Below are 26,370 nucleotides of genomic sequence, written 5' to 3' on the forward strand. Positions count from 1 at the left end.
CCTGACGCGGAGGCGACATGGACCCCAGCGCTGTGCACGACGCCCTTGCACGGCACCTGCTCGTCGACGGCTTCCGGCTGGTGCTCGACCTGGACCGGAGCGCGGGCTCCTGGCTGGTCGACGCCCGTGACGGGCGCAGGTATCTGGACTTCTACACGTTCTTCGCCTCGTCGCCGCTCGGGGTCAACCCCTTCGCCGGCGACCCCGGGTTCGTCGGACTGCTCGGCCGGGTGGCGGCCAACAAGCCCGCCAACTCCGACATCTACACCGTGCACCTCGCCGAGTTCGTCGAGACGTTCCGGCGGGTGCTCGGCGACCCGGAACTGCCGCACCTGTTCTTCGTCGAGGGTGGGTCGGCGGCCGTGGAGAACGCGCTCAAGTGCGCCTTCGACTGGAAGAGCCGCTGGAATGAAGCCCACGGCCGTCATCCGGGTCTCGGCACCCGGGTCCTCCACCTGACCCGGGCCTTCCACGGCCGCGGCGGCTACGCGCTCTCGCTCACCAACACCGACGCCGTCAAGACCGACCGGTTCCCCCGGTTCTACTGGCCGCGCGTCGACGTCCCGGCGATCCACCTCGGGGACGTCGAACGCGCCGAGAAGCGGGCGCTGGCGCAGGCGAGGGAGGCGTTCGAGCGGTTCCGCCACGACATCGCCTGCTTCATCGCCGAGCCGATCCAGGGCGAAGGGGGCGACAACCACATGCGCCCCGAGTTCCTGCGGGCCATGCAGGGCCTGTGCCACGAGTACGAGGCGCTGTTCGTGCTGGACGAGGTGCAGACCGGGGTGGGTCTCACCGGCACGCCCTGGGCGTACCAGCAGCTCGGGCTGGCCCCCGACATCGTGGCCTTCGCGAAGAAGGTGCAGGTCGGCGGCATCATGGCGGGCCGCAGGGTGGACCTGGTGCCGGACAACGTGTTCCGGGTGAGCGGCCGGATCAACTCCACCTGGGGCGGCGGGCTGACCGACATGGTGCGGTCCCGCCGGATGCTGGAGATCATCGAGCGGGACGGGCTGATCCCGAGAGCGGCCATCCTGGGCGAGAAGCTGCTGGGCGCCCTGCGGGGCCTGGAGTCCGACGGCCTGGTCGCCAACGCGCGGGGTCGTGGGCTCATGTGCGCCTTCGACGTCCCCGACCCCGGCGGGCTGGTCACCCGGCTGCGGGAGGAGCGGGCGATCCTGGTCCTGCGCTGCGGCGAGCGGTCGGTGCGGCTACGCCCTGCCCTGTCCGTCCAGCCCGACGAGCTTGAGCACGGCCTCGCCGGTCTCCGCGCCTGCCTCGCCGGCGTCTGAGCACCTCTCCCGTCCTTCCCCGGACGGCTCCGCCTCCCCGCGCCAGCGGCAGATGGCCCTGACCCGCGACTCCACGCCCAGCTTCGCGTAGATGCGGTTCACGTGGTTCTTCACGGTCTTCTCGCTCAGGAACAGCCGCTGGGCGATCTCGCCATTGGAGTGACCTGTCGCGATCAGCTCCATGACCTCGCTCTCTCGCTTACTCAACCCAAGGGCGGTGTGGTCGTCGCCTCTCATCCGGCCTCCGTCGAAGACGTCAGAGATCGCCGGGGCCCCCGCGCGGCGGTTGTCAGGCAGCATAACCCGCAATGTCCACCGATGGGGGCTAAGAGGGCTGACTTGCCCGGGTCAATGCCCTCCGTGGACCGTGACGGTTTCGAGGTGCGGATCGGCGGCGATCTCGGCCGGCGTGAAGCGCTCGGTCACCCACCCGCCGCGCGAGAACAGCGCCGTCTGGTCGGTGTGGTGCGGCGACGCGGGGTTGGCGGACAGGGAGTAGGTGAGGACGGTCCGCGTGCGGGGGCCGTCCTTGGTGAGCTCGACGGCCATCAAGAAGCTGGAGCCGGTGTTCACCTCCGGATAGCGTCCGTCCGTGCCCAGCGGTCCGCCCGTGCGCACCCGGTCGAAGCAGCCCTCTCCTTCTGTGCAGCCGGGAATCGGGATCGAGGAGTAGCTCTGCGCCTGCCCGGGGGTGAGCGTCAGGGGAATCCGGTTGGACCGGAAGCGGAGCACGGCGTCGGCGAGGGCCTGCCGTACGGTCGGGTCGTCGCTCTTGAGCCCGCTCGGGGTGGTCAGCGGGCGCGCGGGGTCGAACGGCACCCGCCAGGGGCTGAAGACCGGCTCTCCCGGCTTGGTGGGGCGGCCCAGCCGGCTGAAGAACTCGCGCCACAGGACGGTGCCCTCGCCGTCCAGGGTGGCGCGCCCGTTCCACTTCTCCAAAGTCCGGCAGGCCTCGCGCACGTCCAGGAGTTCGGGGTGGGTGCGGCACAGCTTCAGCAGGTCGTCGCGCATGAGCTCGAAGGTGAGGTTGCGCTTGCCGCGCACCGTGGCCTGCAGCGTCTCCAGCGTGAAGCCGGGCGCGCCGAGCCCGTCGGCGCCGGACAGCCGCTGGGCGATCATGTCGAGGCTTACCCGCGGGCGCGGCTCCAGGTCGGTGCCCGTCTGGCCGTACGCCTCGGGATAGCCGGTGAGCGGCTTCGCCGGGTTCGTCATCCAGTAGGTGTTGTTGGAGTTGGCCACGTAGTCGGCGCGGACCAGCCTCGGCTGGTTGCCCGGCCCGAAGACGCCCGGCACGACGGCGTCGCCGTCCCTGCCCCACAGGCACGCGGACGTCGAGCCGTCCAGGACGTACGCATCGAGGCCCGGAACGGGCGAGGGCCTGGCGCAGCGCTCCGCCTCGGCGTCGGTGACGTGGGGGACGAGAGAGGTGTCGGCGAAGTAGGCGGTCCCGCTCGCGTCGGTGGCGAGGGTGTGGACGAACGGCATCCCCTGGTAGGTCCGCTGGGCCGTGCGCAGCTCGTCGAGGCTGCCCGCCCTGGCCATCGCCAGCCACTCGTCGGCCGCCCGCAGGTTGGCGGCGTTCGCGTCGGCCAGCGCGTACGCGGCCTCGTCGGTCCGGCCGATGGCGAGCACCGGGCCGTAGCGGGAGGTGAGGAGCGTGTGGCCGGAGACGGTGCCGTCCGGCAGGGTGACCTCCACCTCCTGCTCGCCCATCGGCTCCGCCCGGCCGTCCACGGTGTAGCTGTGGCCGTCCGCGAGCTTCAGCCGGTAGACGGTGAAGTGCTGGGCGTGGGAGACGGTGTGGGTCCAGGCGACCTTGGCGTTGTGGCCGATCTGGACGACCGGGGTGCCGTACAGGCTGCCACCGGAGACGTCGAGCACGCCGGGGATGGTGAGCTGGACCTGGTAGAAGCGGCGGATCCCCTGCCAGGGGAAGTGCGGGTCGGCCAGCACCATGCCGCCGCCCCCGCGCGTGGCCCGACGGCCGAGCGCCCAGGCGTTGCTGCCCGCCGCCGGCTCGGGCTTCGGTCTCTTGTCTTCTGGGGGCCCCTCGGGTTCGGCTATCCCGGTGACGGCCTCCTTGAACGAGGAGCTCGACGTCATGCGGGCGAGGTCGAGCAGATTGTTCCACATGTCGGTGGCGGTGATCGGACCGACCCACGCCTTGCCCCGGCAGGTGGGGTCGGGCAGGTTCGCCACGCCGGTGTCCGCGAGGTAGCGGTTGTATCCGGCGACGTAGCCGTCGACCAGGCGGCGCAGCTCGTCGCTCGGGCCGACCGGCGCGGGCCGGGCCAGCAGCCGCCGTACGACGCCGGAGGCGGCGACGCTCTTGTAGTAGACGTCGCCGGCGAGATTGGAGACCGGGCGGACCGGATCGTCGGACTCGGCCTCCGGGCCGAAGTAGCGGGAGCGTTCGCCGCGCAGCGTCACCACCCAGGAGGCCAGCGTGCACAGGTTGTCCTGGGCGAAGGCGTAGCCGTACCCGAATCCGAGGCCGCCGTAGTCCTTGGCGGTGATGTGCGGGATGCCGTACTCGGTGCGCCGGATCGTGGCCGAGTAGCCTCCGCCGGCCGCCTCCGCGGGGGGTACGGCCGCGACGGCGGGGGCGAGTAACGCCAGCGTGATCGCCGCAGTAGGCATGAGCCTCATGGGAGCTCCTATTCGAAACGCGCGTTGTCAGGCGTGGTCATGCGCCGCAGCAGCGGCAGCGTCGTGAGGATCACCAGGAGGGAGGCGGCCAGGCCGCCGCCGAGGGAGGCGAAGTAGACGGGTCCCGGCATCGCGATCGACGCGCTCCTCATCGCGAGGGCGTCGATGAGCGGCTCGGCCACGCCGAAGCCGGAGCCGGCGGCGAGCGCGGCGGCCAGCACGAGCGGCAGCGCCGACTCCAGCAGCACCACCGCGGCCAGGGTGCGCGTGGGCGTGCCCGCCAGCCGCAGCAGGGTGAACGGCCGCCTGCGCTCCACCAGCCCGCCGCCGGCCGCCACCACGAGGCCGCAGGCACCGGCGACCAGGGTGAGCCCGACCATGGCCAGCGCGACGTTCTCCGCCCGGACGTAGAGGTCCGCCCTGACCTCGGCGATCTCGGCGAAGGTCATCGGCGCTTCGACGGTGTAGCCGGACAGCAGGGTGCGCAGCCGCTCCAGTGTCGCGGGATCGCGTGTGGTGATCATGATGGCCGCCAGGTCGAGCCCGTCGGTGGAGGCGTGCGGGCTGGCCGGGCCCGCCAGCGGAAGGAGTCTGTCGACGGTGAGAGGGTTGTCGGCGCCGACGATGCGGGCGAAGTTGCCCGCCACGGCCCGGGCGCCCCTGCCGTCGATGTTCACAGGGCAGCGGCCGAGTACGGGGAAGCGGGCCAAGTCGGTGCACTCGACGACGTACGGCATGGGCGGCGGGCCGTCGGGCCGCGGGCCGGCATCGACCGGCAGCGCATTGATCGGCAGCGCATTGATCGGTAGCGCGTAGATCGGCAGCACGTCCACGCCCGGGCGGGCGTGCAGCCGGTCGAGGAGCTCCGTCCCCGCCCGCGGTGAGAGGCCGGAGACGCCCGGCCGGTCGAACCTGGCGCCCAGAACGTCGTTGAGCGTGCCCCCGGCCACCTTCTGCTGGCCGGCGACCACCGTCGGCACGAGGGCCGCGATCGTCGTTCCGATGAACACCGCCAGCACCAGCCCGCTCACCGACCTGAAGGCGGTCTTCGGATCGGCGGCCAGGCGCCGCGCGGCCAGCAGCGTCGCCCCGCCCCGGGTCAGCCGGGCGGCCAGCCGTGCGGCGACCATGGTCAGCCAGGGACCGGCCAGCATCAGCCCGGCCATGACCAGCGCGAGCGCGACGACGGCCGGCAGATCGTCGGGCTCGCCGTTCCGGTACACCGGGCCCGCGAACATCCCCAGCCCTGCCAGCAGCGGGATCACCCGCCAGGCTCGCGGCGGGGACGCGGCGGTCTTCCGCGCCACGCCGAGCGGCGAGATCCGCACCCGGCGCAGCGACCACAGGGCGGCGCAGGCCGCCACGACCGGCACGCCGCAGAGCACGGCGGCGTACTGCCAGGCGTGCGGGGCGACCAGCCCGGGGAAGAACCGGGCACCGGTGATCCGCACCCCGGCCACGGCCGGCCGGACGAGCTGGAAGATCGCGAGGCCGGTCAGCGCGCCCACCAGCGCGCCCAGCGCGGCGTCCACCGTCGCGAGCACGTTGATCTGCCGCGTGGTCGCTCCGACCAGGCGGATCGCGGCGAAGCGGGTCTCGCGGCGAGCCGCGGCCAGCCGGGTGGCGGTGCCCACGAGCACCAGCAGCGGGACGATCAGCCCGACGGCTGCCATGCCGAAGCCGAACCGGTAGACGTCCGCGCTGTCGTCGAACGCGGGCTCGGTGGAGACCGTGTCGACCTGCCTGGCGCCGGGCATGGCGACGACCTGATCCGGCGTCTGTCCTACCACCACGACCAGCTCGTCGGGCCCGGACAGCGCCGCGTCGCCGATCAGTCCGGCGCGCGTGCCGGGGAAGCGGGCGGCCAGCTCCTCACGGGGTGCCGAGTCCAGCAGCCCGGCCAGCGCGGGCGAGGCGTAGTACTGCCCCGGGCCCGGCATGCGGGACAGGCCGGGGACGACCGGCGCCCGCGTGCCGAGCGCGGCGGCGTCGAGCCTCTTGATCGTCCGGCCCCCGTAGAAGTCCTCGTGGTAGTTCCACAGCGCGCCGTCGGCCGTCGCGTCGAGGGCCCAGCCGCTGGGCGCCGAGCCGGTCGTGCACTCCCAGCAGGGACGGCCGCCGGTGGCCTGGAAGGCGTTGAACAGCGACAGCGTGGCCAGCAGCACCGCGACGCCGGCCGCCACCCCGACGACGATCAGCGCCAGCCTGGCCGCCGCCTCCCTGCCGCTGCTCAGCGACAGCCGCAGGCCCAGCCGGATCACCGGACGGCCCCGATCGTGTACGGGTCGGAGACACGGCCGTCGCGCACCACGACCTCCCGGTCGGCGCAGGCGGCCACCCGGGCGTCATGGGTGACCACGATCACGGTGGCGCCCTCCTCGCGGGCCAGGCCCACCAGCAGGTCCATCACGTGCTCGCCGGTGAGTGTGTCCAGCGCGCCGGTGGGCTCGTCGGCGAACACGACCCGCGGCCGCGTCACCAGCGCTCTGGCGATCGCCACGCGCTGCGCCTGCCCGCCGGACAGCTCCCCGGTGCGCCGGCCGCCCAGGTCGGCCAGCTCCAGCCGCTCCAGCCATTCGGCCGCCCGCCGCTGGGCGTGCTTTCTCCTGGCGCGGCCCAGCAGCAGCGGCAGCATCACGTTGTCGGCCGCGGTCAGCTCCGGCACGAGCTGGCCGAACTGGAAGACGAAGCCGAAGGCGGTGCGCCGCAGCTCGCTGCGGCGGCCGTCGTCCAGGGTGTCCAAACGGCGTCCGTCGAACCACACCTCGCCGCTGTCGGGCGTGAAGATGCCGGCCAGGCAGTGCAGCAGCGTCGACTTGCCGGACCCGCTGGGACCCATGATCGCCACGACCTCGCCCGCGGCAACCGACAGGTTCGCCTCCCGCAGCGCGGGCGTGCTGCCGTAGGAGCGGCTGACCCCCCGAGCTTCGATGATCACGACGCGCGCACCACCTCGGCCAGGGCCCCCAGCCGGGCCTGGGTGACGTCGATCCACCGCAGGTCCGCCTCCAGGTGGAACATGGCGTGGTCGGCCAGCAGGGCGTCGGTCAGAGGGCCGCCGCGCTTGATCTCCGCCAGCTCCCGCATGCGCCGCATGTGCGTGGCGCGCTGCGCGTCCAGATAGCCGGCCGCGTCCCGGCCCAGCATCAGCGCCAGCACGACCTTGGTGAACAGCACGGTCTGCAGATACGGCTCGGCCGCGACCGGTTCGGCCAGCCACGTGGCGACCTCCTGCCTGCCCAGCGGGGTGATGGCGTAGCGCTTGCGGTCCGGCCCGTCGCCCGGTTCGCTCTGACCGGTGACCTTGCCGTCCCTGGCCAGGCGGCCCAGCGTCGAGTACACCTGCCCGAAGGGCAGCGGCCTGCCCCGGCCGAAGATGGTGTCGTAGTCGCGTTTCAGGTCGTATCCGTGGCTCGGCTCCCGTTCCAGCAGGCCGAGCAACGCGAGGGGAACGGTCATGTCCGCGACTATACATCGAGTGTATACGCGGAGGTGCTAATTCCTCATGGAAAAACGAACGGCCGGTCCGTGAGGACCGGCCGTTCGCCGTTGGGGTGAGTGATGGGACTTGAACCCACGACATCCAGGACCACAACCTGGCGCTCTGCCAGCTGAGCTACACCCACCATGTCCGCCGTTCGCGGCGTACGAAGAAAGTGTAGCGGTATTTTCGAGTCCTCCGCGCCCTCGATACCGCACGTCCCTCCCGAGGTCCGGAGGGTCCGGAGGTCCGCCTCCTACGATCCGGAGACGGCCTCGGCGACCTCGCGGGCGGTGGCCGAGTCGGGACCCGGCTGCGGGACGAAGACCGCGGCACGGTAGTAGCGCAGCTCCCGGATGCTCTCCGTGATGTCGGCCAGCGCGCGGTGTCCACCCTGCTTCTCGGGAGAGGCGAAGTAGACCCGGGGATACCAGCGGCGGGCAAGTTCCTTGATCGACGACACGTCGATCATCCGGTAGTGCAGGTGGCCGTCCACCAGAGGCATGTCCCGGGCGATGAAGGCGCGGTCGGTCGCGATGGAGTTGCCGCACAGCGGCGCCCGCTTGGCCTCGGGGATGTGGGACCGGATGTAGCCGAGCACGACCGCCTCGGCCTCGGCCAGCGTCACCCCCGTCGAGAGGGCCCGCAGCAGTCCCGAGGCCGTGTGCATCTCCCGCACGACGTCCGACATCTGTTCCAGTGTCTCGGCGGGCGGCTTGATGACGACGTCCACGCCCTCGTCCAGCTGGTTCAGCTCACCGTCGGTGACGATGCAGGCCACCTCGACCAGCGCGTCACGGCCCAGGTCGAGCCCGGTCATCTCACAGTCGATCCAAACCAGCGGGTCAGTCATGCCTCAAGCGTAATAGGGACGTCACTGGGCTTGGAGCGAGTTCAGCACCCGCTTGACGACCGACTGGTCCAGGTTGTCGGGCACCGAGACGTACAACATCGCCGGTTGGACCCCCTGGCCGCGGTCCACGAGGACGAACGCGCCCCGCTCCGTCTTCCAGGCGAGCTTCTGGGCGGTGGACGCCTTGGAGAAGTCCATCTCGAACTCGATGACCCAGCCCTGCTTGCCACTCACCTTCATGGCCTCGCTGCGCAGGACCTTGCGCGTGTGCGGAAGGCCGTAGAAGGCGGGTTCGTACGCGACGAGCATCGTCTGGGAGAGCCGCTCGAAGTCCTGGGGGCCGGTGTAGGGGATGACCCGGGGCAGTTCGGCGGCGAAGACGCTGCCCACCCAGCTGCTGCCCTTGCCGTCGTAGTCCTGCTGGGACATCGCCTGGTAGCCGCTCGTCCACAGCGGGAACTGTTCGTTGGACGGGTTGTTGATCTCCTGCGACTTCGGCACCACCCACTTGCCGCCCGGGAAGGCGTAGGACAGCCCGGACACCGAGTCGTTGATCCGGCCGCCGGCCGGCTCCGGCAGCGTGGGCAGCGGCCGGGACTGCTCCGGGCTCGGCTGGGGCGGCACGGTCTGGTCCAGCCGCGGCGGGGCCGTCGTCGCCGGCTCGGGGCGGGCGGTCACCGTTCCGGCGCGGTCGCGCAGGAGGACGAACGCGCCGCCGATGAGGAGCGCCAGCACGACCACCGCCGCGATGCCCCCGACGATCCACGGCCACACCGCCGTGCTCCGCTGCTGCGTGCCGAACTGGGGCGCGGGAAGCTGGGCCGTGGGCGCGCCCTGCTGGCCGGGATGGCCCTGCTGACCCTGATAGCCCCACGGCGGCCCGTAACCCCCGGGGCCATAGCCTCCAGGGCCGGGGCCTCCGGGACCGCCGGGGCCGTAACCTCCGGGACCGCCCGAGGGCTGGGTCCACTGCTGGGCCGGTGCGGACTGGCTCGGCACAGCCTGACTCGGCACAGTGTGGGCTGGCACAGTGTGGGCCGGCGCAGTGTGGGCCGGCGCCGTCTGGGGCGGTGCCGTCTGATCGGGTGCGGCCGCGGCCTCCTGCCCCGGCTGTCCGGGGGCGTGGGTGGCGTCGGTCCACTGATTGCCGTCCCACCATCGCAGGAGGGGGGAGCCGTACGGGTCCGGATACCAGCCGGCAGGGGTCGTCGTCATGCGCGCCACACTAATGAAGTCAGCATTTGTAGGTAAAACTTGCCGCGTCCTGAATCGATTTCCCGGTCGTCGTGGGGGAAAGGACACGGAGCGTCGCCGATCCCTTGAACGATCCGGGGCCGGTCACCTTCCAGTGCAGGGGGAGATGTACCGACGTGTCCCCGGAGGATACCCGCTGCTCCTGCTCCTGCCGTTTGCGGTCGTCGCTGCGGATCCAGAGGTAGCGGATCGTCCCGGCCCCGCCGTTGGTCGTGACCACCCCGACGAAGTCGGCCGTGCCGTCACAGCGCACCGTCTTCTTGGCCACCTTGACGTCGACGCCGCTCACCGCGGCCTCCACGGCGGGTGTCTGCCGAAGCCACAGGATCACCGCCGCGATCAGGATCGCCAGCAGCGCCGTGCCCGCCCAGGCCGTCGTACGCCGGCGGCGCCGGGGCGGGGCGGCGGCCGGGCGCCCCTGGGCGACGGCGGAGGTCCGGCCCGACCGCCAGATCTGCGCCGCCGTGGTCTCGGACGGGGCCTCGGTCGGCACGCCGGGCCCGAACCGCATCAGCACGTCGTCGTCCATGCCGGAGGACGCGCCGGAGGACGCGCCGGAGGACGCGGCGGAGGGTACGGCGGAAGGCAGGTCGAGCAGGGTCACCGCCTCACCCGCGGCCGGCACAGAGCCGGGAACAGAGCCGGGCAGAGAACCAGGCACAGGACCGGGCACAGGACCGGGAACGGACCCGAAGAAGTCGCGCGCGGCCCGGGCGAGCCGGTCTCGTGTCATGAACCCGGGCGGCAGCCCCTCGCGCCCGGAGAGCAGGGTGTCACGGGCGGCGGCCAGCCCGTGGGCGGTGGCGGCGCTGATCGCCCGGCGCAGGAGATCCGCCTCGGGCCCGGCCGTCTGTCCGGCGGCGAGTCGCCGGGCGAGCGTCACCCAGGCCGCGACGTCGTGTTCCGGCGGCGCGTGCTCGCCGCGGAGCGCCGCCACCAGGCCGCGCTCGGCGAGCAGCGCCGCGCCGTCCTCGGAGACGACGACGGTTCCGGCGCCGAACGCGCCGTGCGTCAGCCCGGCGGCGTGTACGGAGGCGAGCGTCTGCGCCGTCTCCAGGAGGACGGCGGCCACGCTGCCCGCGTCGAGATGCCCGCCGGCGCTCCTCAGCAGCTCGTCGAGGGACGGCATCGCGCGGCCGGTGATCAGCCACACCTCGTCGCGCGCGGCCACCAGGTCGACGACGGGCAGCAGCCCGGCCGCCCCGCCGCGCTGGAGGCGCAGGTCGTCGGCGACCGTCGCGACCAGCCGTTCCCTCGCCCGGGCCGCCGCCGCTGGTTCGAACCGCAGCACGCCGGACGGCCTGCCGCCGGGGGAGACCGCGTCCGTCCAGACGCCGGCCTCGCTGATCCGGGTGCGGCCGGTGAGCCGGTGCCCCGCGACCGTCACCGGGGCACCTCCTCCGGCGGTGAGCTGCTGCCGGTCCCGCTCACGGTCGGGGTGGGCCGCGTCGTGGGCGGCGTCGAGGTCCGGGTGGCGCTCGGCCTGGGGGAGGGCCGCGTGGTGGGCGGGTCGCCGGGGATCGACGCGGTGACCGTGGGGTCGGGCTGCGAGGTGGGCTTCGCCGAGGGCTTCGGCCGCGTCGTGGGCCGAGCCGTGGGCCGCGGCGTCGGCCGCACGGTGGGCTTGACCGTCGGTTTCACGGTCGGCCTGCGCGTCGGCCGGAGGGTCGGGTTCACGTTCGGCCGGCCGGTCGCGGTGGGCCGGACGACCGGCGTCGGTGAGGCGACCGGCTTCGGGCTGGTGGAGGCGGGGGAGGGCTCGGGGGAGGGCTCGGAGTCCTCCGGCTCCTCCGTTGGAGTGTCGCCGGTCGTCGAGGGATCGATCCCGAGGGGGCTCGGCGTCGCGATCGTCGTGCCCGCCTGCAGGGTGGTCCCGCTGACCGTCTGCACGAGCGCCACGGTTCCGGCCGCGATCACGACCATTCCGGCCAGGGTCAGGCCGATCTTCATCCGGGCCTGGCCCAGCAGGCCGCCCAGCCGGGTCTCGGCCAGCGTCGTGCCGGCCTCGGGAACGTCCTTCTTGAGGGGGAAGAACGGCACCAGCAGCCCGGCGAGCGCCGCGAGCCGCCGCCGTCCCCGCTCCTCCCAGGCCGGGCCGTACGCGCCGGCGGCGACGGTCTCCAGTTCCCGCAGGAACTCCTCGGCGGAGGCGTACCGGTCCTCGGGCCGCTTGGCCATGCCGCGCTCCACGAGCCCGCGCAGCGGCGGCGGCACCTCGTCGACCGGCGGAGGCATGGTCTGGTGCTGGCGGGCCAGCGCGGCGATGTTCTGGGCGCGGAACGGCCGGCTGCCGGTGAGGCACTCGAAGAACACGACGGTGGCCGCGTAGACGTCGCCGGCCCGGCCCGCCCTGCCGCCGGACCACTGCTCCGGCGCCATGTACGGCGGGGTGCCGGAGGCGTTCACGCCCTCGCCGGCCTGGACGGCGATGCCGAAGTCGACGAGCTTGCTGTTGCCGTCGGCCTCGACCATGACGTTCTCCGGCTTGTAGTCCCGGTGAACGACCCCGATCTCGTGCGCCGAGGCCAGGCCGAGCAGCGAGCCCTTCAGCACGGTGAGCGCGGCCTCGGGGCCGGTGGGCCCCTCCGATCGCAGCATCGCGCGCAGCGAGACGCCGTCGACCAGTTCCATGACGATGGCCGCGCCGCGGGAGGTCTCGGCGTACTCGTAGAAGCGGGCGGCGTGCGGATTGGGATCCATCGCCGCGAGCAGCCGGGCCTCGTGCCGGAACCGGGCGACGAAGTGGAGGTCCGTCATCAACTGATCGGACAGGTACTTGATCGCCACCGGGACGTCGTCGGCGTCGTGCCGGGCGAGCACCACCCGCCCGCCGCCCCCCACGCCGAGTTCCTTGATCTCGGTATAGCCGGGGACGCGCCAGGCGTCCGTCTGGCCGTACATAACGGTCTCCTCATCGCCTGGGGCCCCCGCCGAATCCGAGACCGTAGCTTAGTGACGACCCCGCCATTGCGATGAAAAGTCATGATTCAGTTAGGTTTGGTGTCAGTACCGGCGGTCGCCGACATGTGGCGGAACCGGGATGCCGGGGGTGAGGCGCGGGTCGGGCTCGGGGACGCCCCAGGACACGGCGAGCGGCAGCACGCCCGCCCAGACGGGCAGGTCGTAGTCCTCCTCGTCGTCCTTCGGCGGCCCCTGCCGCACCTTCACCGACGCCTCCTCAAGCGGCAGCGCGAGCACGGCCGTCGCGGCCATCTCCTTGCGGTCGGGCGGGCGTACGACGTCCCACTGACCGGGCGCGAGCTGCTCGGTGATCGCCCGCAGCCCGGCGAGCCGCTCCTCGGGGTCGTCCACGAGCCGGGCCGTGCCGTAGACCATGGCGCAGCGGTAGTTCACCGAGTGGTGGAACGCGGAGCGGGCCAGCACGACACCGTCGAGGTGGGTCACGGTGACGCAGACCTGAGCGCCGGAGCCGGCCCGCAGCGAGGCGGCCCCGGTGGAGCCGTGCAGGTAGAGGGTGTCGCCGATCCGCCCGTAGCCGGTGGGGATCACCATGGGGGAGCCGCCGGCCAGCACGCCGAGGTGACAGACGAGACCGGCGTCCAGGATGGCGTACAGGTCCGCGCGGTCGGTGCGGGCCCGGTCCTTCGAGCGGTTCAGGGTGGTGCGAGGGGTCGTGGAGAGCATGTCCGTTACGTTATGTCCAGGGTGGACTGGTGGAACATGTCCACTTCTGGCCGCCGCGGGGAGACCACTTTTGCGGAGAACACTTTTGCGGAGAACGCTGTGCGCCTGACCATCGATGTGCCGCTGACGGTGGACCGCGCCGCTCCGGCGTCGCTCGCCGTCCAGGTCGCCGCCCAGTTGCGGGAGGCCATGCGTACGGGCGGGCTCAAGGCGGGGGAGCGGCTGCCGTCCACCCGGAGACTCGCGGTCCTGCTGGGGGTCAGCAGGACCGTCGTGACCGACGCCTACCAGCAGCTCTACGCGGAGGGGTGGCTGGAGGGGCGGCACGGATCGGGCACCTACGTCGCCGAGGACGCGCTGCCGTACGAGTACGCGGTCCCGGACCACGCCGCCACCGGCACGGCCGGGACGGGGGAGGACGCCCCGGCGGCGTCGGCCGCTCCCGGGGACGTGGTGGACCTGCGGCCGGGGCGGCCGTGGGTGTTCGGGTACGACCGGGCGGCCTGGCGGCGGGCCTGGCGATCCGCCGGCGACCTGCCGCTGAACGCCTTCCCCGACCCCTACGGCCACCCGGAGCTGCGCGAACTGCTGGCCGGGCACCTGCGCAGGGCCCGGGCGGTGCCGGTGGACGCGGGGAACGTCATGGTGACCCGGGGCACCGGCAACGGCCTCGACCTGGTCGCGGCGACGCTGCTGGGTCCGGGAACCCGGGCCGGGGTCGAGGAGCCGGGCTGGGGGGCGGCCCGGCGCGTGTTCGCTTCGCGGGGGGCGGAGGTCGTGCCCTGCCCGGTGGACGAGCAGGGCGTGATCGTCGAGGCGCTCCCCGACGACCTGCGGGTGCTCTACACCACGCCCGCGCACCAGTTCCCGGTGGGCGGCAGGCTGCCGATCCCGCGCAGGGAGCGGCTGCTCGCCTGGGCCCGCAGGACCGGCGCGATCGTCGTGGAGGACGACTACGACGCAGAGTTCCGCTACGACGTCGCGCCGCTGCCCGCGCTCTACGGGCTCGACCCCGCGCGGGTGGTGCTGCTCGGCACGCTGTCGAAGTCGCTCGGCCCCGATGTGGGCCTCGGCTGGCTGGTCGCCCCGGCGGACCTGCTCGGCAGGGTCGCCGAGCGCCGGGCGCGTGTCGCCGACCGCACGTCGGGGCCGGTCCAGCGGGCCGTGACGACCCTGCTGGAACGCGGCGACCTCGACCGGCACCTGCGCAGGATGCGGCTGGAGTACGCCCGCCGGAGGGCCGCCATCGTCGAGGCGCTCGGGCCGTGCGTGCGTGGCGACACGGCCGGGCTCCACGTGATGGTCGCGCTGCCCGCCGCCGTCGTCCCCGGCCTCGTGCGGCGGGCCGGGGAACACGGCGTGCTCCTGGACACGACCGAACGCCACCACCTCGGGCCGCCCCGGGTGCACGGCCTCGTGCTGGGGTACGGCTCCGCCTCCCTCGCCGGGGTGCGGCGCGGATGCGCGGTGATCCGGGCGCTCATACCTCCTGGAGAAGCCTGAGCCCGCCCCTGGGCAGGGCGTCCTCCAGGCCGGGCGCGTCCTCTCCGATGATGCGGGCGATGTCGATCGACCCCGGGTCGCCCTCCCGGGTGCCGGGCACCTGGGAGTGGCCGAAGTGCCCGCCCCGCGCCCACAGGCGCCTGCTGCGCTCCGCCGCCAGGGAGTGGGGATAGGGCAGCGGGGGGCCGGCCGGCCAGCGGCGCGGCACCCCCCAGGAGTCGAGCCAGGCCAGGATGTCGTCCAGGCCGTCGAGCTTGGTGTCGGTGAACGGTTCCCTCGCCGAACCGATGACGTGGATCTGCACGCAGACCCGTCCGTTCCTGCCCCGGTCCGCCGCCAGCGCGCCGCCCGCCAGGGTGGGCGGGAGCAACTGGACGATCTCCCCGGTCACCGGGTTCCACACCAAGTGGGAGGGCCGGCGGAGATGGATCAGCCGCTGGGCGACGGATCTGGCCGAAACCCCGTGGGGATCGGCGGGCCAGATGAACCAGACGGTCCTCGGGGCTCCTCCGAGCATCGATCCGGAGTCCCCGGGGGAGGGAAGTCGGCTTGCGCCGGGCAGCCATGCTTGGGCCACAATGCCCCCTCAAATCCTCGGTCGCGTCGTTTTTCCCCTTTCAAACTTTCCTCGACACCTCAGGTCGCCTGATTGTTACCGCCCGGTGCGGATCTCCTCACGAGGAAGGAGAGGACACCGGATCGTCGGCGGGACTCGGGCTGGGGGTGGACTCGTCACCGGGGTCGTCACTGGGCCGGGTGGTCGGGCCGGGACCGTCGTCGCCGTTCCCCTCCTGCCCGTCCCAGGAGATCCGGCAGGACGGCCGGCCCGCGGCCGACCGGAAGGTCACCACACCGCTGCCCGGGACCGCCGGATCGGCGACGGCGAGCGTGATCCGTCCGCTCGCCCCCGCGCGTAGCCTGCCCTGCCGGGGGGAGACGGTGACGCCGCCGGACGCGGCGGCCGTCCACTCGATCACAGAGCCGCGCGCGGCCAGGGTGATCGTCGCGCCGGTGGCCCCGCCGAGGTCGCCCGGGCACAGGGCGGTCAGCGACGGCCTCGGCGCGCGGGTCGTACGGGAGGATGTCGGCCGCGACCGCCCCGGCGGTGGGAGGGTGTGGGGCGGGGCGGTCGCGGCCGGGTGGGGGGAGTCGTCCGGAGGGGCGGAGGGGTCGCCGTCCTGGTCATCGGTCTGCTCATCAGCCGGGTCCTCGTCGGCCGGCGGGTCGCCCTCGTCCAGATCCAGCGCGGGATCCATCGCGGGGTCCAGGGCGGGGTCCGGCGCGGGGGAAGGGGCAGCGGAGGCGGTGGGGGGCACGCGCACCGCCTCCAGGCGGTCGGCGGGGGACTCCCCGGAGACCAGCGCGAGCCCGCCCGCGGTGGCGAAGACGCAGGCGGCGGCGAGCAGCACCGGGGCCACCTTGAGCGGCCGGGGCCGTCTGCGCGCTCCCCCGTGCCCACCGCTGTGCCCACCGCTGCGCCGGGCCCGCCCCTGTGCCCGTCCCCGCGCCGCGGCGGCCGGGAAGCCGCGGTGGTCGAGGGGAGCGGTGGCGTCGGCCGGGGGGTCGGCGCGCAGGATCGAGTCGATCACCTGGCGGCGGGCGGACAGCGGCGGATACGCGATGGGGATCATGTCCAGCAGCCGTTCGGCCGACACATGCCTGCCCCGGCCCTCCCGGCAGATCTCGCAGCCGGCGACGTGCCTGCTCAGCCGCTTGCGCAGCGGGTCGCTCAGCGGCCCGTCCCGCCAGTCGGCGCCCACGCCGTTGTCCACCAGGGCCGACAGGCCGGGGCAGTGGGCCCGGGCGACCCTGGCCAGCACGAGGGCCGCCGCGCCGTTCTCCAGGTGGTCCCGGGCCCGGCCGAGCCGCGCCGACACCTGCCGGGAGGACAGCCCGAGGACCGATCCGGCCTCGGCGGGCGTCAGGCCGTGCCGTACGGCGAGGATGAGCGCCTCGCGCTCGGCGGCGCCGAGTTCCCCCAGCACCTCCTGCACGAGCGCGGCGAGCGGGGGATCGGCGGACTCTTCGAGAGCGATCACCGGTCCGGCGTGGCCGCCCGTGGTCTCGGGTGCGGCGCACTCGGACCGGGTCAGCGCGTACAGCCACGCCCGCAGCCGGGCGGGCTCGGTCAGCCGATCCGCGTAGCAGGACGCGGCGACCAGCGCGTCGTGCATGGCGCGCGCCGCGGCCTCCAGGTCGCGAAGCAGGGTGTAGGCGTAGTCGCTCAGCCGGTCGGCGTACGCGTCGTACAGGGCGGCCGCCGCCTCGGCGTCGCCACGCCGCAGCGCCTCCAGCAGTCGATGGTCGTCGGCTCGCCCGACGCCGGGCCATTCGGGCAACGGATATTCCTCCCCGTGTGACGGAACCGGATGTCGCCGATCCCCACACGAGTGGGACGCCGCCCTGACGGGCGCCGTTTACGGGCCGCACGGCCGTGCCCGAAATCATGCCCAACCGGCATGACCTGCGAAAACAGGGACTGATGCGACCCTTGTGAATCAGGAGGTCACCGCTGCCCGCCGTCCCCGCAGTCGGGCGCGCAGAGGCGGCGCGCGATGCCCTTGAGGAAGATGTTGCGGATCTCCAGCACCGTCTGCGGGAAGAACGCGGCGCCGCCCGTGGCCTTGGCGATGGAGGTCATCTGCGTCCGGTCCTCGTCCTTCTGCGTGTTGTAGGAGATGATCAGGAGGCTGACCGGCCGCTTGGGATCGAAGGCGCCCTTCAGCTTTCGCAGGATCTCGGTGTTGGAGATGCCGCCGTTCGGGTCGTCGTTGCCGACGCCGTCGGTGAACAGCAGGATCGTGTTGACCTTGTCGGGTTCGTACTCCTTGGTCATCTTCTGGTAGGCGGCCCAGAGCGTGTCGTTCAGGCCGGTGTTCCCGGTGGGGATGGCCTGCGCGCTCTGCAGCGCCTTCGTGATCACGTCACGGCGGGTCACACCGTTGATCTGCTGGGCCAGTGGCCCGATGTGCACGACGGGCTTCCAGTCGACGCCCTTGCCCTGCAGGTTGTCGGAGAACGCCCAGATGCCGATCTCGGCCTTGTCGGGGAACAGCTTCAGGCCCTCGACGCTGATGTCGGTGATCGCGCGCATCCGGGTGATGCCGCTCTTGTCGGCGGGCAGCGCCATGGTGCCGGAGATGTCCATCAGCGCGAGCAGCTTGGTGCCGAGCTTGATCTGGTGCCAGGCCTGGGAGAGCCGGGTGACGGCCGCCGCGTCCGGCAGCGGGATCGTGGCCGGTTTCTTGGCGCTGACGCCGTTGTCCGGCTTGAGCAGGCTGCCGCCCTTGCCGTCCGGCGTGCGGAAACCGTAGTCCTGGACGGTTTTCCTGCCGCTGGGCGAGGAGACCTCGGCGGCGAAGGCCTGCGCGGCCTTGCGCGCCGCGGCGTCCCGGGCCGTGACGATCAGCGGGTAGTCCAGGCTGACCGTGCCCTCGGCCGGATAGAGCGCGACCGCCGGGTTCGAGGGGGTCGTCGTCGTGTTGTACGACCAGACGGCCTGCTCGGAGGTCACGCCGACGGGAATGCGGGCCGCGGCCTTGGTCAGCGTGGCGAACAGGCTGTCGGGCGACGGCACGGTCGACTCCGAGAGCCTGCGCAGCACGCCGACGAGCGTCTCCTCGCTCCCGCCTCCCTGGTTGAGCACGGCGGCCCCGGCCAGCAGCGCGCCGAGACCCGCGGCGTTCTGGGTGGGGTCGAGCGCGAGCACGCGCACCTTCTTCGCCAGGCCGTCGGGGTTGGCGGCGTTCGCGGCGCTCATCAGGCCGGTCCAGCTCGGGCTGAAGGCCGACTGCAGCTTGTCCGCGCCGGCCCTGGAAGCGGCCAGTACGACGGGGGTGCTGGCGGCGTTCGCCGCGGGCTTGGGCGCGCTCTTCAGGCCGGTCAGCCAGAGGCTGGAGTCGGGAATCCACAGGTCGGGGTCGAGCTTGCCGCTGGTGGGCCCGGTGCCGGCCAGCCCGTTGGCGACGTCGGCGGACTGCGCGGCCTTGACCGTCACGGCGACGCACCTGCCGTCCACGGATCTGCCCGCCTGGCCGAACCTGGAGGCGATCTTCTTGATGGCCGGCTGGATGTCGGGTGAGGCCACGACCGACAGCGACACCTTCTCGCCGGCGCAGCCCGGGCTCTTGTTCACCACCACGTACGCCGCGACGCCGAGGAGCACGGCCAGGGCGACCGCCCCGGCCAGGGGGACGAGCACCGAGCCCCGCCCGGCCCGCCGCCGCGGCGGGGGCTCGTACGGGGGCTCGTACGGGGGTTCGAAGCCGCCATCGAGCTCGTCTGTGCGGTGCCGTCCGCCCACGGTGCCCCCTTTCTCCACAATTTCTTAGGGGACGATACTGGCAGGGCGAAGCATGGTGGTACGCCCGTTTCTCCGTCTGAGCATGGTTCCGTCCGGCATGGTTCGCGAACGGCGTACCCTGGGCCGGTGGTCATCCCGGTCGAGGACGCCGCCGACGCCCGTCTGGCGGATTACGTGCGGTTGCGCGACGTCGACCTGCGCAGGAGCGTGGAGAGCGAGCGCGGGCTGTTCGTCGCCGAGGGCGAGAAGGTGATCAGGCGCGCGATCGGGGCCGGCCATCCGGTGCGCTCGGTGCTCACCACGGCCAAGTGGCTCGACGCGCTCGCCGACGTCGTCGACGGGACCGCTGGGGGAACCACCGTCTACCTGGTCTCCGACGAGGTGATGGAGGGGGTGACCGGCTTCCCGGTGCACCGTGGCGCGCTCGCCGCCATGGAACGGACCGAACTGCCCTCCGTCGGCGCCCTCCTGACGGACGCGGAGCGGATCCTCGTCCTGGAGGACCTGGTCGACCACGGCAACGTGGGGGCGATCTTCCGCTGCGCGGCGGCGCTCGGCGTCGGCGCGATCGTGCTGTCGCCGCGCTGCGCCGACCCCCTCTACCGCAGGGCCGTCAAGGTGTCGATGGGCGCGGTGTTCGCCATCCCGTACGCCCGGATGACCGACTGGCACGGCGGGCTGGCGGAGGTCAGGGCGGCCGGGTTCCGCCTGCTGGCGCTCACGCCGGACCAGTCGGCCGTGCCGCTGGACGAGGCCCCGCTGTCCGGCCGGGTCGCCCTCATGCTCGGCTCCGAGGGAGACGGGCTGTCGTCCCACTGGCTGCACGAGGCCGACCAGCCCGTCTGCATCCCGATGAGCCCCCGGGCGATGGACCTCGGCGTCGACTCGCTCAACGTGGTCGCCGCCGCGGCCGTCGCCTGCCACGGCCTGCTCAGGCGCTGACTCAGGGGGCTGACTCAGGGGGCTTACTCAGGGGAGCGCGAGCCCCTGCTCGTCGATCCAGTCGAGGAGCCTGCGCGCGGTGGTGTAGCGCGCCCGTTCGCTGCGCTCGCCCAGCAGCACCCCGACGTACGTGCGATCGTCGCGGGTGACGGCGAACGACAGGCAGTATCCGGCCTGGCGGGTGTAGCCGGTCTTCAGCCCCACCGCGCCGTCCTTCAGCAGTTCGTTGGTGTTGCGCCACACGTGCGCCCGGTGGAGGCGCGACTTCGTCACCGCGCGCTTGGGGCTCCGAGCGACGGTCGCGATCACCGGGTCCCCCAGCGCGGCCACGGCCAGCGTCGCCTGGTCGCGGGCGGTCGAGTAGCCCTTGGAAGGCAGCCCGTCGGGGTTGGCGTAACGGGTGTCGCGCAGCCCGAGACGCTTCGCCGTGTCGTTCATCTGCGCCACGAACTTCGCCGTCCCGGGGCCGTACCGCTCGGCCAGGGCGTGCGCGGCGTCCGCGCCGGAGGGCAGCATGAGCGCGTAGAGCAGGTCGCGCACGGTGAGCCGCTCGCCCGCCCGCAGCCCCGCCGCCGAGGCGCCGCCGGCCAGTGCGTGCTTCACGTCGGCCTTGGTGATCGTCAGCACGTCGTCCAGCCGGGCCCGGCGGCGGACGACGTACGCGGTCATGACCTTGGTGAGGCTCGCGACCGGCACCCGCCGCGTCTCCCGCTTGGCGAACTGGATCGTTCCCGTCGTGACGTCGACCAGATAGGCCTCGCGGGCCGTCACCGACGGCGCCGCGGACCGTGCTGAGGACCGCGCCGCGTGTGCTGTCCCAGAGGGCTCCGCGGACACCGGGCGGGCGTCCGCGGGCGCCGCGACGGCCCCTGCCGTGACGAGGGCGGCGGCGGTCAGCGCGATGAGTACCCCGTTACGCATCCCGACATGATCGCACGGCTTCGGGGGCGGGGGCGCCGGGCCGGTTCCTGCGGCGGCGCAGGAGCAGCGCGACCACGACGGCCGCGGCGAGCACGGCCGCGGCGGCCAGCGCCGGGGACCGGGCGGCGAGCGACAGCCAGGCCCACAGGAGCGAGTAGAGACCGAAGGAGGTCACCGGCACCCAGGTCAGGCAGCCGAGGGCGCTCGCCACCAGATACCAGCGGTAGTCCACCCGCAGCGCGCCGGCCACCCACGGCAGGGTGTGCCGGAGACCGGGCACCCAGAAGCAGCCGTACACGGCGAGCGCGCCCCACCGGCGCACCACGCCCTCCACGCGCTCGATGCGCTCCCGGCCGATCCTGCGGCCCACCCGGGAGCGGTAGAGGGCGTCGCCGAGCCTGCGGCCGATCCAGTAGTACGCCTGGAACGCGCCGAACAGGGCGACCGCGCCGACCGCGACGACCAGCCACAGGGGCAGGCCGAACACCGAGGCCGCCGTGGGGTCAGGGATTCGCACGTGCTCTCACCACCGGTCCGGGGGGAGTCATCAGGCAAGCCTCACCTTAGCGTCACCGAACGCCATGTCTGCAAGCAGATGGCAACTCACGGTCAATCCACCCTCCGTACACCTGAGAGTGACGAAAACAACGAGGCGACGGGTTCGCGAAGTTGTGCGGTGTGACGCGGCCGGGGAACGCGCCCACCACCGACAGGGGCCTTCGCGAACTCGCCTCCGCAGCTCCGGCGCGGGCCGGGGCTCATCCGCCGAGCGCCGCGCCGGCCTCGGCGACCCAGCGCGGCACACCCACCCGCTCGGCCACGGCCAGCGCCTTCTCGTAGTGCTCCCGGGACGGCAGGCCGAGCCGTACGGCGAGATCCCCGAGGGTCTTGGCCACCGGCCAGAGGGCGACCACCCCCGTGCCCGCCCCGGCGATGCGGTCGTGGAAGGGCGCTAGCTTCTCGTACGCCTCCCGCATCCTGCCTTCGTCGTCGAGCAGCATCCCCGCGAGCGCGCGCCAGATGAGCGTCAGCTCGTAGAGGAAGTCGGTGCGGACCGGCTCCCGGCTCGCGGCCACCACCCGGGCGTCCCGGTCGTGGCCCGCGGCGGCGAGCGCCACGGCGTAGGCGTCGAGCGTCCACTTGGCGCCGCGCTGGTGGGCCTCGCTCAGCGGATCGACCATCTCCGCGGCCCGCCCGTCCACCAGGTGCAGGCAGAACGTGGCGATCAGCGGCAGGTCCTGGCGGCCTTCGAGCATGCCCGCGCGCGCGGTCAGCCGGGCCGCGTTGCGGTAGGCGCGCTCGGCCCCCGCGTAGTCGCCGGTGATCATCAGCCGCTGCCCGGCGTACCACGCGCCGACGGCGGCGGGGGCGGGCAGGTCGTAACGCCGTCCGAGCCGCTCGGCCTGGGCGAGGTGCTCGTCGGCCTCGGCGAAGGCGCCCCGCGCCGCCGCGCACTCCAGCAGCACGAGGTGCGCCAGCGTCTGCACGGCGATCTGACCCGACTCCGCGCCGACCCGCAGCAGTTCGCGGCCGATCGTCTCCCGCTCGTCGACCTGCGTCAGCGTGTACGACTGCCGCAGCCGGCCGCTCAGCGCCATGGCGAGCAGCGCGGGGTCGCCGCTCGACCTGGCCAGCTCCTCGGCCTCCAGCGACGCCTGGTAGCCGCGCTCGGTCGCCGACCCCTCCAGTTCGAGGGCGAGCGTGGCGAGCAGGCTGGCCCGCAGCGACTGCTCTCCTGCCGGCAGCTCGACCAGGGCCTTCTCGGTGACGTCGACGATCTCCCAGGCCGTGCGGGTGAAGTCGCGGGCGATGCCCTTGTGCGGCACCGCGAGGGCCGCCGCGACGCGGGCGGTCAGCTCCAGGTCGCCGAACGGCAGCGCGACCGCCATCGCCTCTCCCCGGTGCGCGCGGGCGGCGGTCATGTCGCCGCACAGCGCCAGCGCCCTGATCATGCGCAGCTGTAACTCCAGCCGGTTCCGTACGGGTCCCCGGCCCGCGTGCGCCCGGTCGAAGGCGGCGATGGCCTGCTGCCACAGGGTGGCCGCCTCCCGGTGGGCGAACCTCCGCTCGGCCTGCTCGGCCGCGAGGCCGGCATACCGCACCGCCTTGGCGGCCGTTTCCACCGTGCCCGCCGCGTCGTAGTGGTGGGCCAGCGCGGCGACGTCGTTCGGGCTGCGCTGCTCGATGACGGAGGCGACCGCCGCGTGCAGCCGCGACCGGCGCAGCCGGGAGGCGTCGGAGTAGAACGTGTCCCTGACCAGGTCGTGGTCGAACCTGAGCTTCCCGGGGCCGGGCTCGGTCACGAGGCCGGCGAGCAGCGCCGCCTCGACCGCGTCCACCACCGCGTCCTCGTCGCCCGAGACGTCGACGAGCACGTCCACGTCCACGTCGCGGCCGATCACCGCGGCCTGGAGCAGCACCTGCTGGGCCCGCTCGGGGAGCCGGGCGATCCGCCGCCGCAACACGTCGCGCACGCCCGAGGGCACCTCGGAGATGTCCGCCTCGGCCTCGAACAGGCGGGCCGTCTCCTTCACGAAGAACGGGTTGCCCCCGGCCCGCTCGACGATCGTGCTGACGACCTCCTCGTCCACCTCGCGCACGCAGGTCGCCCGGACCAGTTCCGCCACCGCCGCGTCGTCCAGGCCGCCGAGGCCGACCCGCACCGGGTCGAGCCGGGCGAGCGCGGCCAGCACGTCCTGCTGCTGGTCGTTCAGCTCGCCGTCGCGGCAGGTCACCACGACCAGCACCCGGCTGGCGGCGAGCAGGCTCGGCAGCGCGCGCAGCAGCGCGAGCGTCTGGTCGTCGGCCCAGTGCAGGTCCTCCAGGAGGATCAGCAGCGGAGCCTCCCTGGCGACCGCGGACAGGTAGCCGCCGACCGCCCGGTGCAGCCGGAAGCCCCCCGACGTCTCGTCGTCGCCCGTGTCCGGGGCGGCGTCGTCCAGCAGCGGCGCGAGCAGCGCGGCGTACTCGCCCGCGCCCCTGCGGGAGATGAGGGCGCGCAGCACCTCCACCCAGGCCCAGCCCGGCGGGGTCGCCGTGCTGTCGGGGCAGCCGCCGGTCGCCCCTATCCAGCCCTCCTGCTCCAGCCGCTCGAACAGCCGCCGTACGAGCGTCGTCTTGCCCGCGCCGGGGTCGCCGCTGATCACGGCGACGGTGAACCGGCCCGCCTGCGCGCGGGGCACGGCGGAGGCGAGCGCGGCCAGCTCGGCGTCGCGCCCGACGAACGGCTCGGGCTCCAGCGGCGGCGCGTCCCCCGTCGCGACCGGGCGCGGCGGCCAGGTCGCGGTGATCTCGACGGGCCGGCGGGGCGCGGGCAGCACGAGGTCGAGCCCGGGATCCTGGGCGAGGATGTCCGACTCCAGCTTCCGCAGCGCGGGACCGGGGTCGATGCCCAGCTCGTCGTCCAGGATCGTGCGGGCCCTGCGCAGGGCGGCCAGGGCGTCGCCCTGGCGCCCGCACCGGTAAAGGCCGAGCGCGAGCAGCCGCCAGCCCTCCTCGCGCAGGGCGTGCTCGGTGGTCAGCGCCTCCAGGTCGGGCACGGTCTCGGCGTGCAGGCCCATCCGCAGCCCGGCGTCGGCGTGCCGTTCCCTGGCCACCAGGCGCAGCTCGCTGAGCCGCGCCACCTCCGCCTCGGCCCACGACTGGTCGGCGAAGTCCGAGTACGGCGTGCCCTGCCACAGCGCGAGCGCCGACTCCAGCCGGGCCCGGGCGGACTGCGGGTTCTCCTCCAGCCGCTCTCCGGCCGACCGGACCGTGGCCTCGAAGCGCAGCGCGTCGACCTGCTCGGGAGCGGCGCGCAGGGCGTAGCCGGACGCGACGGTCACGAGCAGCCGGTTCGGCCCGCCGCGCGGCCGGTTCGGCTCCAGCACCCGGCGCAGCCGGGAGATGTACACCTGCAGGCCCGACTGCGCGCCCTTGGCCGCGTCGTCGTCCCACAGGTCGAACAGCAGGGTGTCCACCGGCACCACCTGGCCGCGCGCGGCGAGGAGGCGGGCCAGCACCGCCCGCTGCCGCAGCCCGCCGAGGTCGAGCTCGGCGGCGCCGTCGTGCGCCCCCACCGGCCCGAGGACCCGGAACGTCACCGGGCTCGTCGGGGGAGTCATGGGGCGCTCCTCTGCTGTTGTCGTGTGCCAGGGCGGACGGGGTGGCAGGCGTCTGTCAGGCGTCACCGTATGCGCGCCCCGAAGCGGGCACAAGGCTTTCCCCAAGCCGTGCGCCCTCACCTTCTCGCCCTGCGATATTAGGCGATCAACCGGGTGATCACGGGCGATATCGGGGTGAGTCTCGCGGCAGGACTGGCCAGAGGACTGGCGGGAAGACCGGCAGGAGGCTCAGAGGGCGCGGGAGTGCCGCACGGCGGCCGGGTCCGCGTCCGGGTCGGCGTCCGGGTCGGCGTCCGGCCCGGCGGCCCGCGCCTCCCGCCTGCGCAGCAGCGCCCAGCCGCCGAGCGCGAGCCCGCCCCACGGGATCTCGATCGTGTACGTCCAGAAGCCGAACAGCACGGCCGCGGCGGTGGCCCCGCCCGCGGGCTGGCCGAACGCCCCGATCAGCAGGGTGGCGACGCCGCCCTCCATGATCCCCGCCCCGCTGGGCGTGACGAGGGCGGTGGTGAGGACGCGGCTCAGCGCGAACACGGCGACGGTCTCGGCCGGCCCCGGGTAGGAGTCGGTGGCGACCATGCAGGCGGCCATGATGAGGCACTGCAGCGACAGGAACGCGACCATCCCCAGCGACAGCCCGGCCCACCGGGTGTGGATGATCCCGGCCGTGTCCCTGCGCAGCCGCTCGATGGCCGCCGACGCCGCGTGCTCGGCCGGGCGGAACCGCCGGGGCGCGAGCCGTACGAGCCGGTCGAGCGCACGGCCGAGCAGGGCGGCGGCGCGGTCCCAGTAGAGGGCGGCCGCCACCACGGCCACCAGCGCGAGGATCGAGACCGCGCCGGCCCAGCCCGCCTTGGCGACGGTGGGGTTGGTGGCCTTGCCCGCGATCAGCAGGCAGGCGATCCCCACGGCGGGCAGGATGAACCGGAACAGCGAGTTCCAGATGCCGGTGACCAGCGTGTAGACGACGATCGGCCGGTTCGCGAAGCCCCAGCCGCGGGTCATGCCGAACGTCAGGGCCACCCCGGCCGCGCCGCCGAACGGCAGCAGGTTGCTGACCGCGCTGCCGGCCGCGTTGAGCGTGAGCGCCTGCGGGTGGGTGAGGCCGGGCAGGGCGGAGGTCATCACGTACGTGTACGCATACAGGCTGGCCAGCCAGAGCAGGGTCATCAGCGCGATGGTCTGCCAGCCGAGGCCGCCGAACCGCAGGCCGATCTCGTGCCAGCTCACGGTCGCGCCGGTCAGCGTGTGCACGATCTGCGGCAGGTAGACCACCAGGGCCACGGCGAGCCCGAGCGACACCGTGGACAGCGCGATCTGCAGCCACTTCCTGTTCACCCGCGAATGCCCCCAGTCCGGTCTCCGGTCGCCTTCAGTCTGCCGGGCCGCGAGACCGCCCGGCTCCTCCTCACGGAGGATCACGTCCC

Annotated in this window: 20 protein-coding genes and 1 tRNA gene; 3 read left to right on the forward strand and 18 right to left on the reverse strand. The window is 73.4% G+C overall.

The features are described 5' to 3' along the window. Positions 1–17 precede the first annotated feature (17 nt). Positions 18–1,292 carry an L-lysine 6-transaminase gene (gene lat / locus HHX40_RS17840; RefSeq protein WP_111698009.1) on the forward strand — a complete coding sequence of 425 codons (1,275 nt, stop codon included), beginning with the start codon at positions 18–20 and terminating at the stop codon, positions 1,290–1,292. Here lat and HHX40_RS37745 read toward each other — a convergent pair. From HHX40_RS37745 to HHX40_RS17895, 11 genes are all read right to left on the reverse strand, one after another. Further along, positions 1,212–1,529 carry a helix-turn-helix domain-containing protein gene (locus tag HHX40_RS37745; RefSeq protein WP_111698025.1) on the reverse strand — a complete coding sequence of 106 codons (318 nt, stop codon included), beginning with the start codon at positions 1,527–1,529 and terminating at the stop codon, positions 1,212–1,214. The genes lat and HHX40_RS37745 overlap by 81 nt on opposite strands. A gap of 111 nt (positions 1,530–1,640) precedes the next feature. Beyond that, positions 1,641–3,932, reverse strand: coding sequence for a penicillin acylase family protein (locus HHX40_RS17850; RefSeq protein WP_259403691.1), 2,292 nt, complete (start codon positions 3,930–3,932; stop codon positions 1,641–1,643). Positions 3,933–3,949: 17 nt separating this feature from the next. Next, positions 3,950–6,202 carry an FtsX-like permease family protein gene (locus HHX40_RS17855; protein WP_182881470.1) on the reverse strand — a complete coding sequence of 751 codons (2,253 nt, stop codon included), beginning with the start codon at positions 6,200–6,202 and terminating at the stop codon, positions 3,950–3,952. Then, a complete protein-coding gene (locus tag HHX40_RS17860) occupies positions 6,199–6,879 on the reverse strand; it encodes an ABC transporter ATP-binding protein (protein WP_182873876.1) in 681 nt (226 codons plus the stop codon). Before HHX40_RS17860 ends, HHX40_RS17855 begins: the two co-directional genes overlap by 4 nt. Further along, complete coding sequence (locus HHX40_RS17865) at positions 6,876–7,400, reverse strand: PadR family transcriptional regulator (protein WP_165900476.1); 525 nt, start codon at positions 7,398–7,400, stop codon at positions 6,876–6,878. Before HHX40_RS17865 ends, HHX40_RS17860 begins: the two co-directional genes overlap by 4 nt. 91 nt (positions 7,401–7,491) lie before the next feature. Beyond that, positions 7,492–7,567, reverse strand: a tRNA-His gene (locus tag HHX40_RS17870). 111 nt (positions 7,568–7,678) lie between these two features. Further along, positions 7,679–8,275, reverse strand: coding sequence for an oligoribonuclease (orn, locus tag HHX40_RS17875; RefSeq protein ID WP_111698004.1), 597 nt, complete (start codon positions 8,273–8,275; stop codon positions 7,679–7,681). 21 nt (positions 8,276–8,296) lie between these two features. Continuing rightward, positions 8,297–9,490, reverse strand: coding sequence for a DUF2510 domain-containing protein (locus HHX40_RS35775; protein WP_220499242.1), 1,194 nt, complete (start codon positions 9,488–9,490; stop codon positions 8,297–8,299). A 19-nt stretch (positions 9,491–9,509) separates the two neighbouring features. Next, the gene (locus HHX40_RS17885) at positions 9,510–10,916 is read right to left on the reverse strand and encodes a hypothetical protein (protein WP_182881471.1); all 1,407 of its coding nucleotides are present in this window, start codon (positions 10,914–10,916) and stop codon (positions 9,510–9,512) included. Continuing rightward, positions 10,913–12,430 carry a serine/threonine-protein kinase gene (locus HHX40_RS17890; RefSeq protein ID WP_182881472.1) on the reverse strand — a complete coding sequence of 506 codons (1,518 nt, stop codon included), beginning with the start codon at positions 12,428–12,430 and terminating at the stop codon, positions 10,913–10,915. The genes HHX40_RS17885 and HHX40_RS17890 overlap by 4 nt, the downstream gene beginning before the upstream one ends. Positions 12,431–12,532: 102 nt before the next feature. Beyond that, a complete protein-coding gene (locus HHX40_RS17895; RefSeq protein ID WP_138462119.1) occupies positions 12,533–13,174 on the reverse strand; it encodes a pyridoxamine 5'-phosphate oxidase family protein in 642 nt (213 codons plus the stop codon). Between the two features lie 99 nt (positions 13,175–13,273). On the opposite strand from HHX40_RS17895, the gene HHX40_RS17900 reads away from it, so the two are divergent. Continuing rightward, complete coding sequence (locus HHX40_RS17900) at positions 13,274–14,677, forward strand: PLP-dependent aminotransferase family protein (protein WP_310738165.1); 1,404 nt, start codon at positions 13,274–13,276, stop codon at positions 14,675–14,677. Here HHX40_RS17900 and HHX40_RS17905 read toward each other — a convergent pair. From HHX40_RS17905 to HHX40_RS17915, 3 genes are all read right to left on the reverse strand, one after another. Next, positions 14,655–15,194 carry a hypothetical protein gene (locus HHX40_RS17905; RefSeq protein ID WP_117408607.1) on the reverse strand — a complete coding sequence of 180 codons (540 nt, stop codon included), beginning with the start codon at positions 15,192–15,194 and terminating at the stop codon, positions 14,655–14,657. The genes HHX40_RS17900 and HHX40_RS17905 overlap by 23 nt on opposite strands. Positions 15,195–15,351: 157 nt before the next feature. Then, the gene (locus HHX40_RS17910) at positions 15,352–17,016 is read right to left on the reverse strand and encodes a sigma factor-like helix-turn-helix DNA-binding protein (RefSeq protein WP_182881474.1); all 1,665 of its coding nucleotides are present in this window, start codon (positions 17,014–17,016) and stop codon (positions 15,352–15,354) included. A 167-nt stretch (positions 17,017–17,183) separates the two neighbouring features. Next, positions 17,184–18,980, reverse strand: a complete 1,797-nt coding sequence (locus tag HHX40_RS17915) for a substrate-binding domain-containing protein (RefSeq protein WP_182881475.1) — start codon at positions 18,978–18,980, stop codon at positions 17,184–17,186. A 126-nt stretch (positions 18,981–19,106) separates the two neighbouring features. Between HHX40_RS17915 and HHX40_RS17920 the strand changes: the two genes are divergently transcribed. Further along, positions 19,107–19,922: a TrmH family RNA methyltransferase gene (locus HHX40_RS17920; RefSeq protein WP_182881476.1), complete on the forward strand. Its 816-nt coding sequence runs from the start codon at positions 19,107–19,109 to the stop codon at positions 19,920–19,922. 27 nt (positions 19,923–19,949) lie between these two features. Here the strand turns inward: HHX40_RS17920 and HHX40_RS17925 are convergent, their stop codons facing one another. From HHX40_RS17925 to HHX40_RS17940, 4 genes are all read right to left on the reverse strand, one after another. After that, positions 19,950–20,843: a D-alanyl-D-alanine carboxypeptidase family protein gene (locus tag HHX40_RS17925; protein WP_182881477.1), complete on the reverse strand. Its 894-nt coding sequence runs from the start codon at positions 20,841–20,843 to the stop codon at positions 19,950–19,952. After that, a complete protein-coding gene (locus HHX40_RS17930) occupies positions 20,836–21,360 on the reverse strand; it encodes a DedA family protein (protein ID WP_138462113.1) in 525 nt (174 codons plus the stop codon). The genes HHX40_RS17925 and HHX40_RS17930 overlap by 8 nt, the downstream gene beginning before the upstream one ends. A gap of 241 nt (positions 21,361–21,601) precedes the next feature. Beyond that, the gene (locus HHX40_RS17935) at positions 21,602–24,946 is read right to left on the reverse strand and encodes a BTAD domain-containing putative transcriptional regulator (RefSeq protein WP_117408613.1); all 3,345 of its coding nucleotides are present in this window, start codon (positions 24,944–24,946) and stop codon (positions 21,602–21,604) included. Between the two features lie 228 nt (positions 24,947–25,174). Then, positions 25,175–26,365: a lysylphosphatidylglycerol synthase domain-containing protein gene (locus HHX40_RS17940; RefSeq protein WP_310738166.1), complete on the reverse strand. Its 1,191-nt coding sequence runs from the start codon at positions 26,363–26,365 to the stop codon at positions 25,175–25,177. Positions 26,366–26,370 lie beyond the last annotated feature (5 nt).

The organism is Microbispora sp. H10949 (assembly GCF_014161435.1).
Taxonomy (GTDB): domain Bacteria; phylum Actinomycetota; class Actinomycetes; order Streptosporangiales; family Streptosporangiaceae; genus Microbispora; species Microbispora triticiradicis.

Bases quoted from the DNA above. Each gene is read 5' to 3' on its own strand.
- HHX40_RS17850 (WP_259403691.1), bottom strand. From the start codon at position 3,932: ATGCCTACTGCGGCGATCACGCTGGCGTTACTCGCCCCCGCCGTCGCG.
- lat (WP_111698009.1), top strand. From the start codon at position 18: ATGGACCCCAGCGCTGTGCACGACGCCCTTGCACGGCACCTGCTCGTC.
- HHX40_RS35775 (WP_220499242.1), bottom strand. From the start codon at position 9,490: ATGACGACGACCCCTGCCGGCTGGTATCCGGACCCGTACGGCTCCCCC.
- HHX40_RS17925 (WP_182881477.1), bottom strand. From the start codon at position 20,843: ATGCGTAACGGGGTACTCATCGCGCTGACCGCCGCCGCCCTCGTCACG.
- HHX40_RS17905 (WP_117408607.1), bottom strand. From the start codon at position 15,194: ATGCTCGGAGGAGCCCCGAGGACCGTCTGGTTCATCTGGCCCGCCGAT.
- HHX40_RS37745 (WP_111698025.1), bottom strand. From the start codon at position 1,529: ATGAGAGGCGACGACCACACCGCCCTTGGGTTGAGTAAGCGAGAGAGC.
- HHX40_RS17895 (WP_138462119.1), bottom strand. From the start codon at position 13,174: ATGCTCTCCACGACCCCTCGCACCACCCTGAACCGCTCGAAGGACCGG.
- HHX40_RS17890 (WP_182881472.1), bottom strand. From the start codon at position 12,430: ATGTACGGCCAGACGGACGCCTGGCGCGTCCCCGGCTATACCGAGATC.
- HHX40_RS17865 (WP_165900476.1), bottom strand. From the start codon at position 7,400: ATGACCGTTCCCCTCGCGTTGCTCGGCCTGCTGGAACGGGAGCCGAGC.
- orn (WP_111698004.1), bottom strand. From the start codon at position 8,275: ATGACTGACCCGCTGGTTTGGATCGACTGTGAGATGACCGGGCTCGAC.
- HHX40_RS17935 (WP_117408613.1), bottom strand. From the start codon at position 24,946: ATGACTCCCCCGACGAGCCCGGTGACGTTCCGGGTCCTCGGGCCGGTG.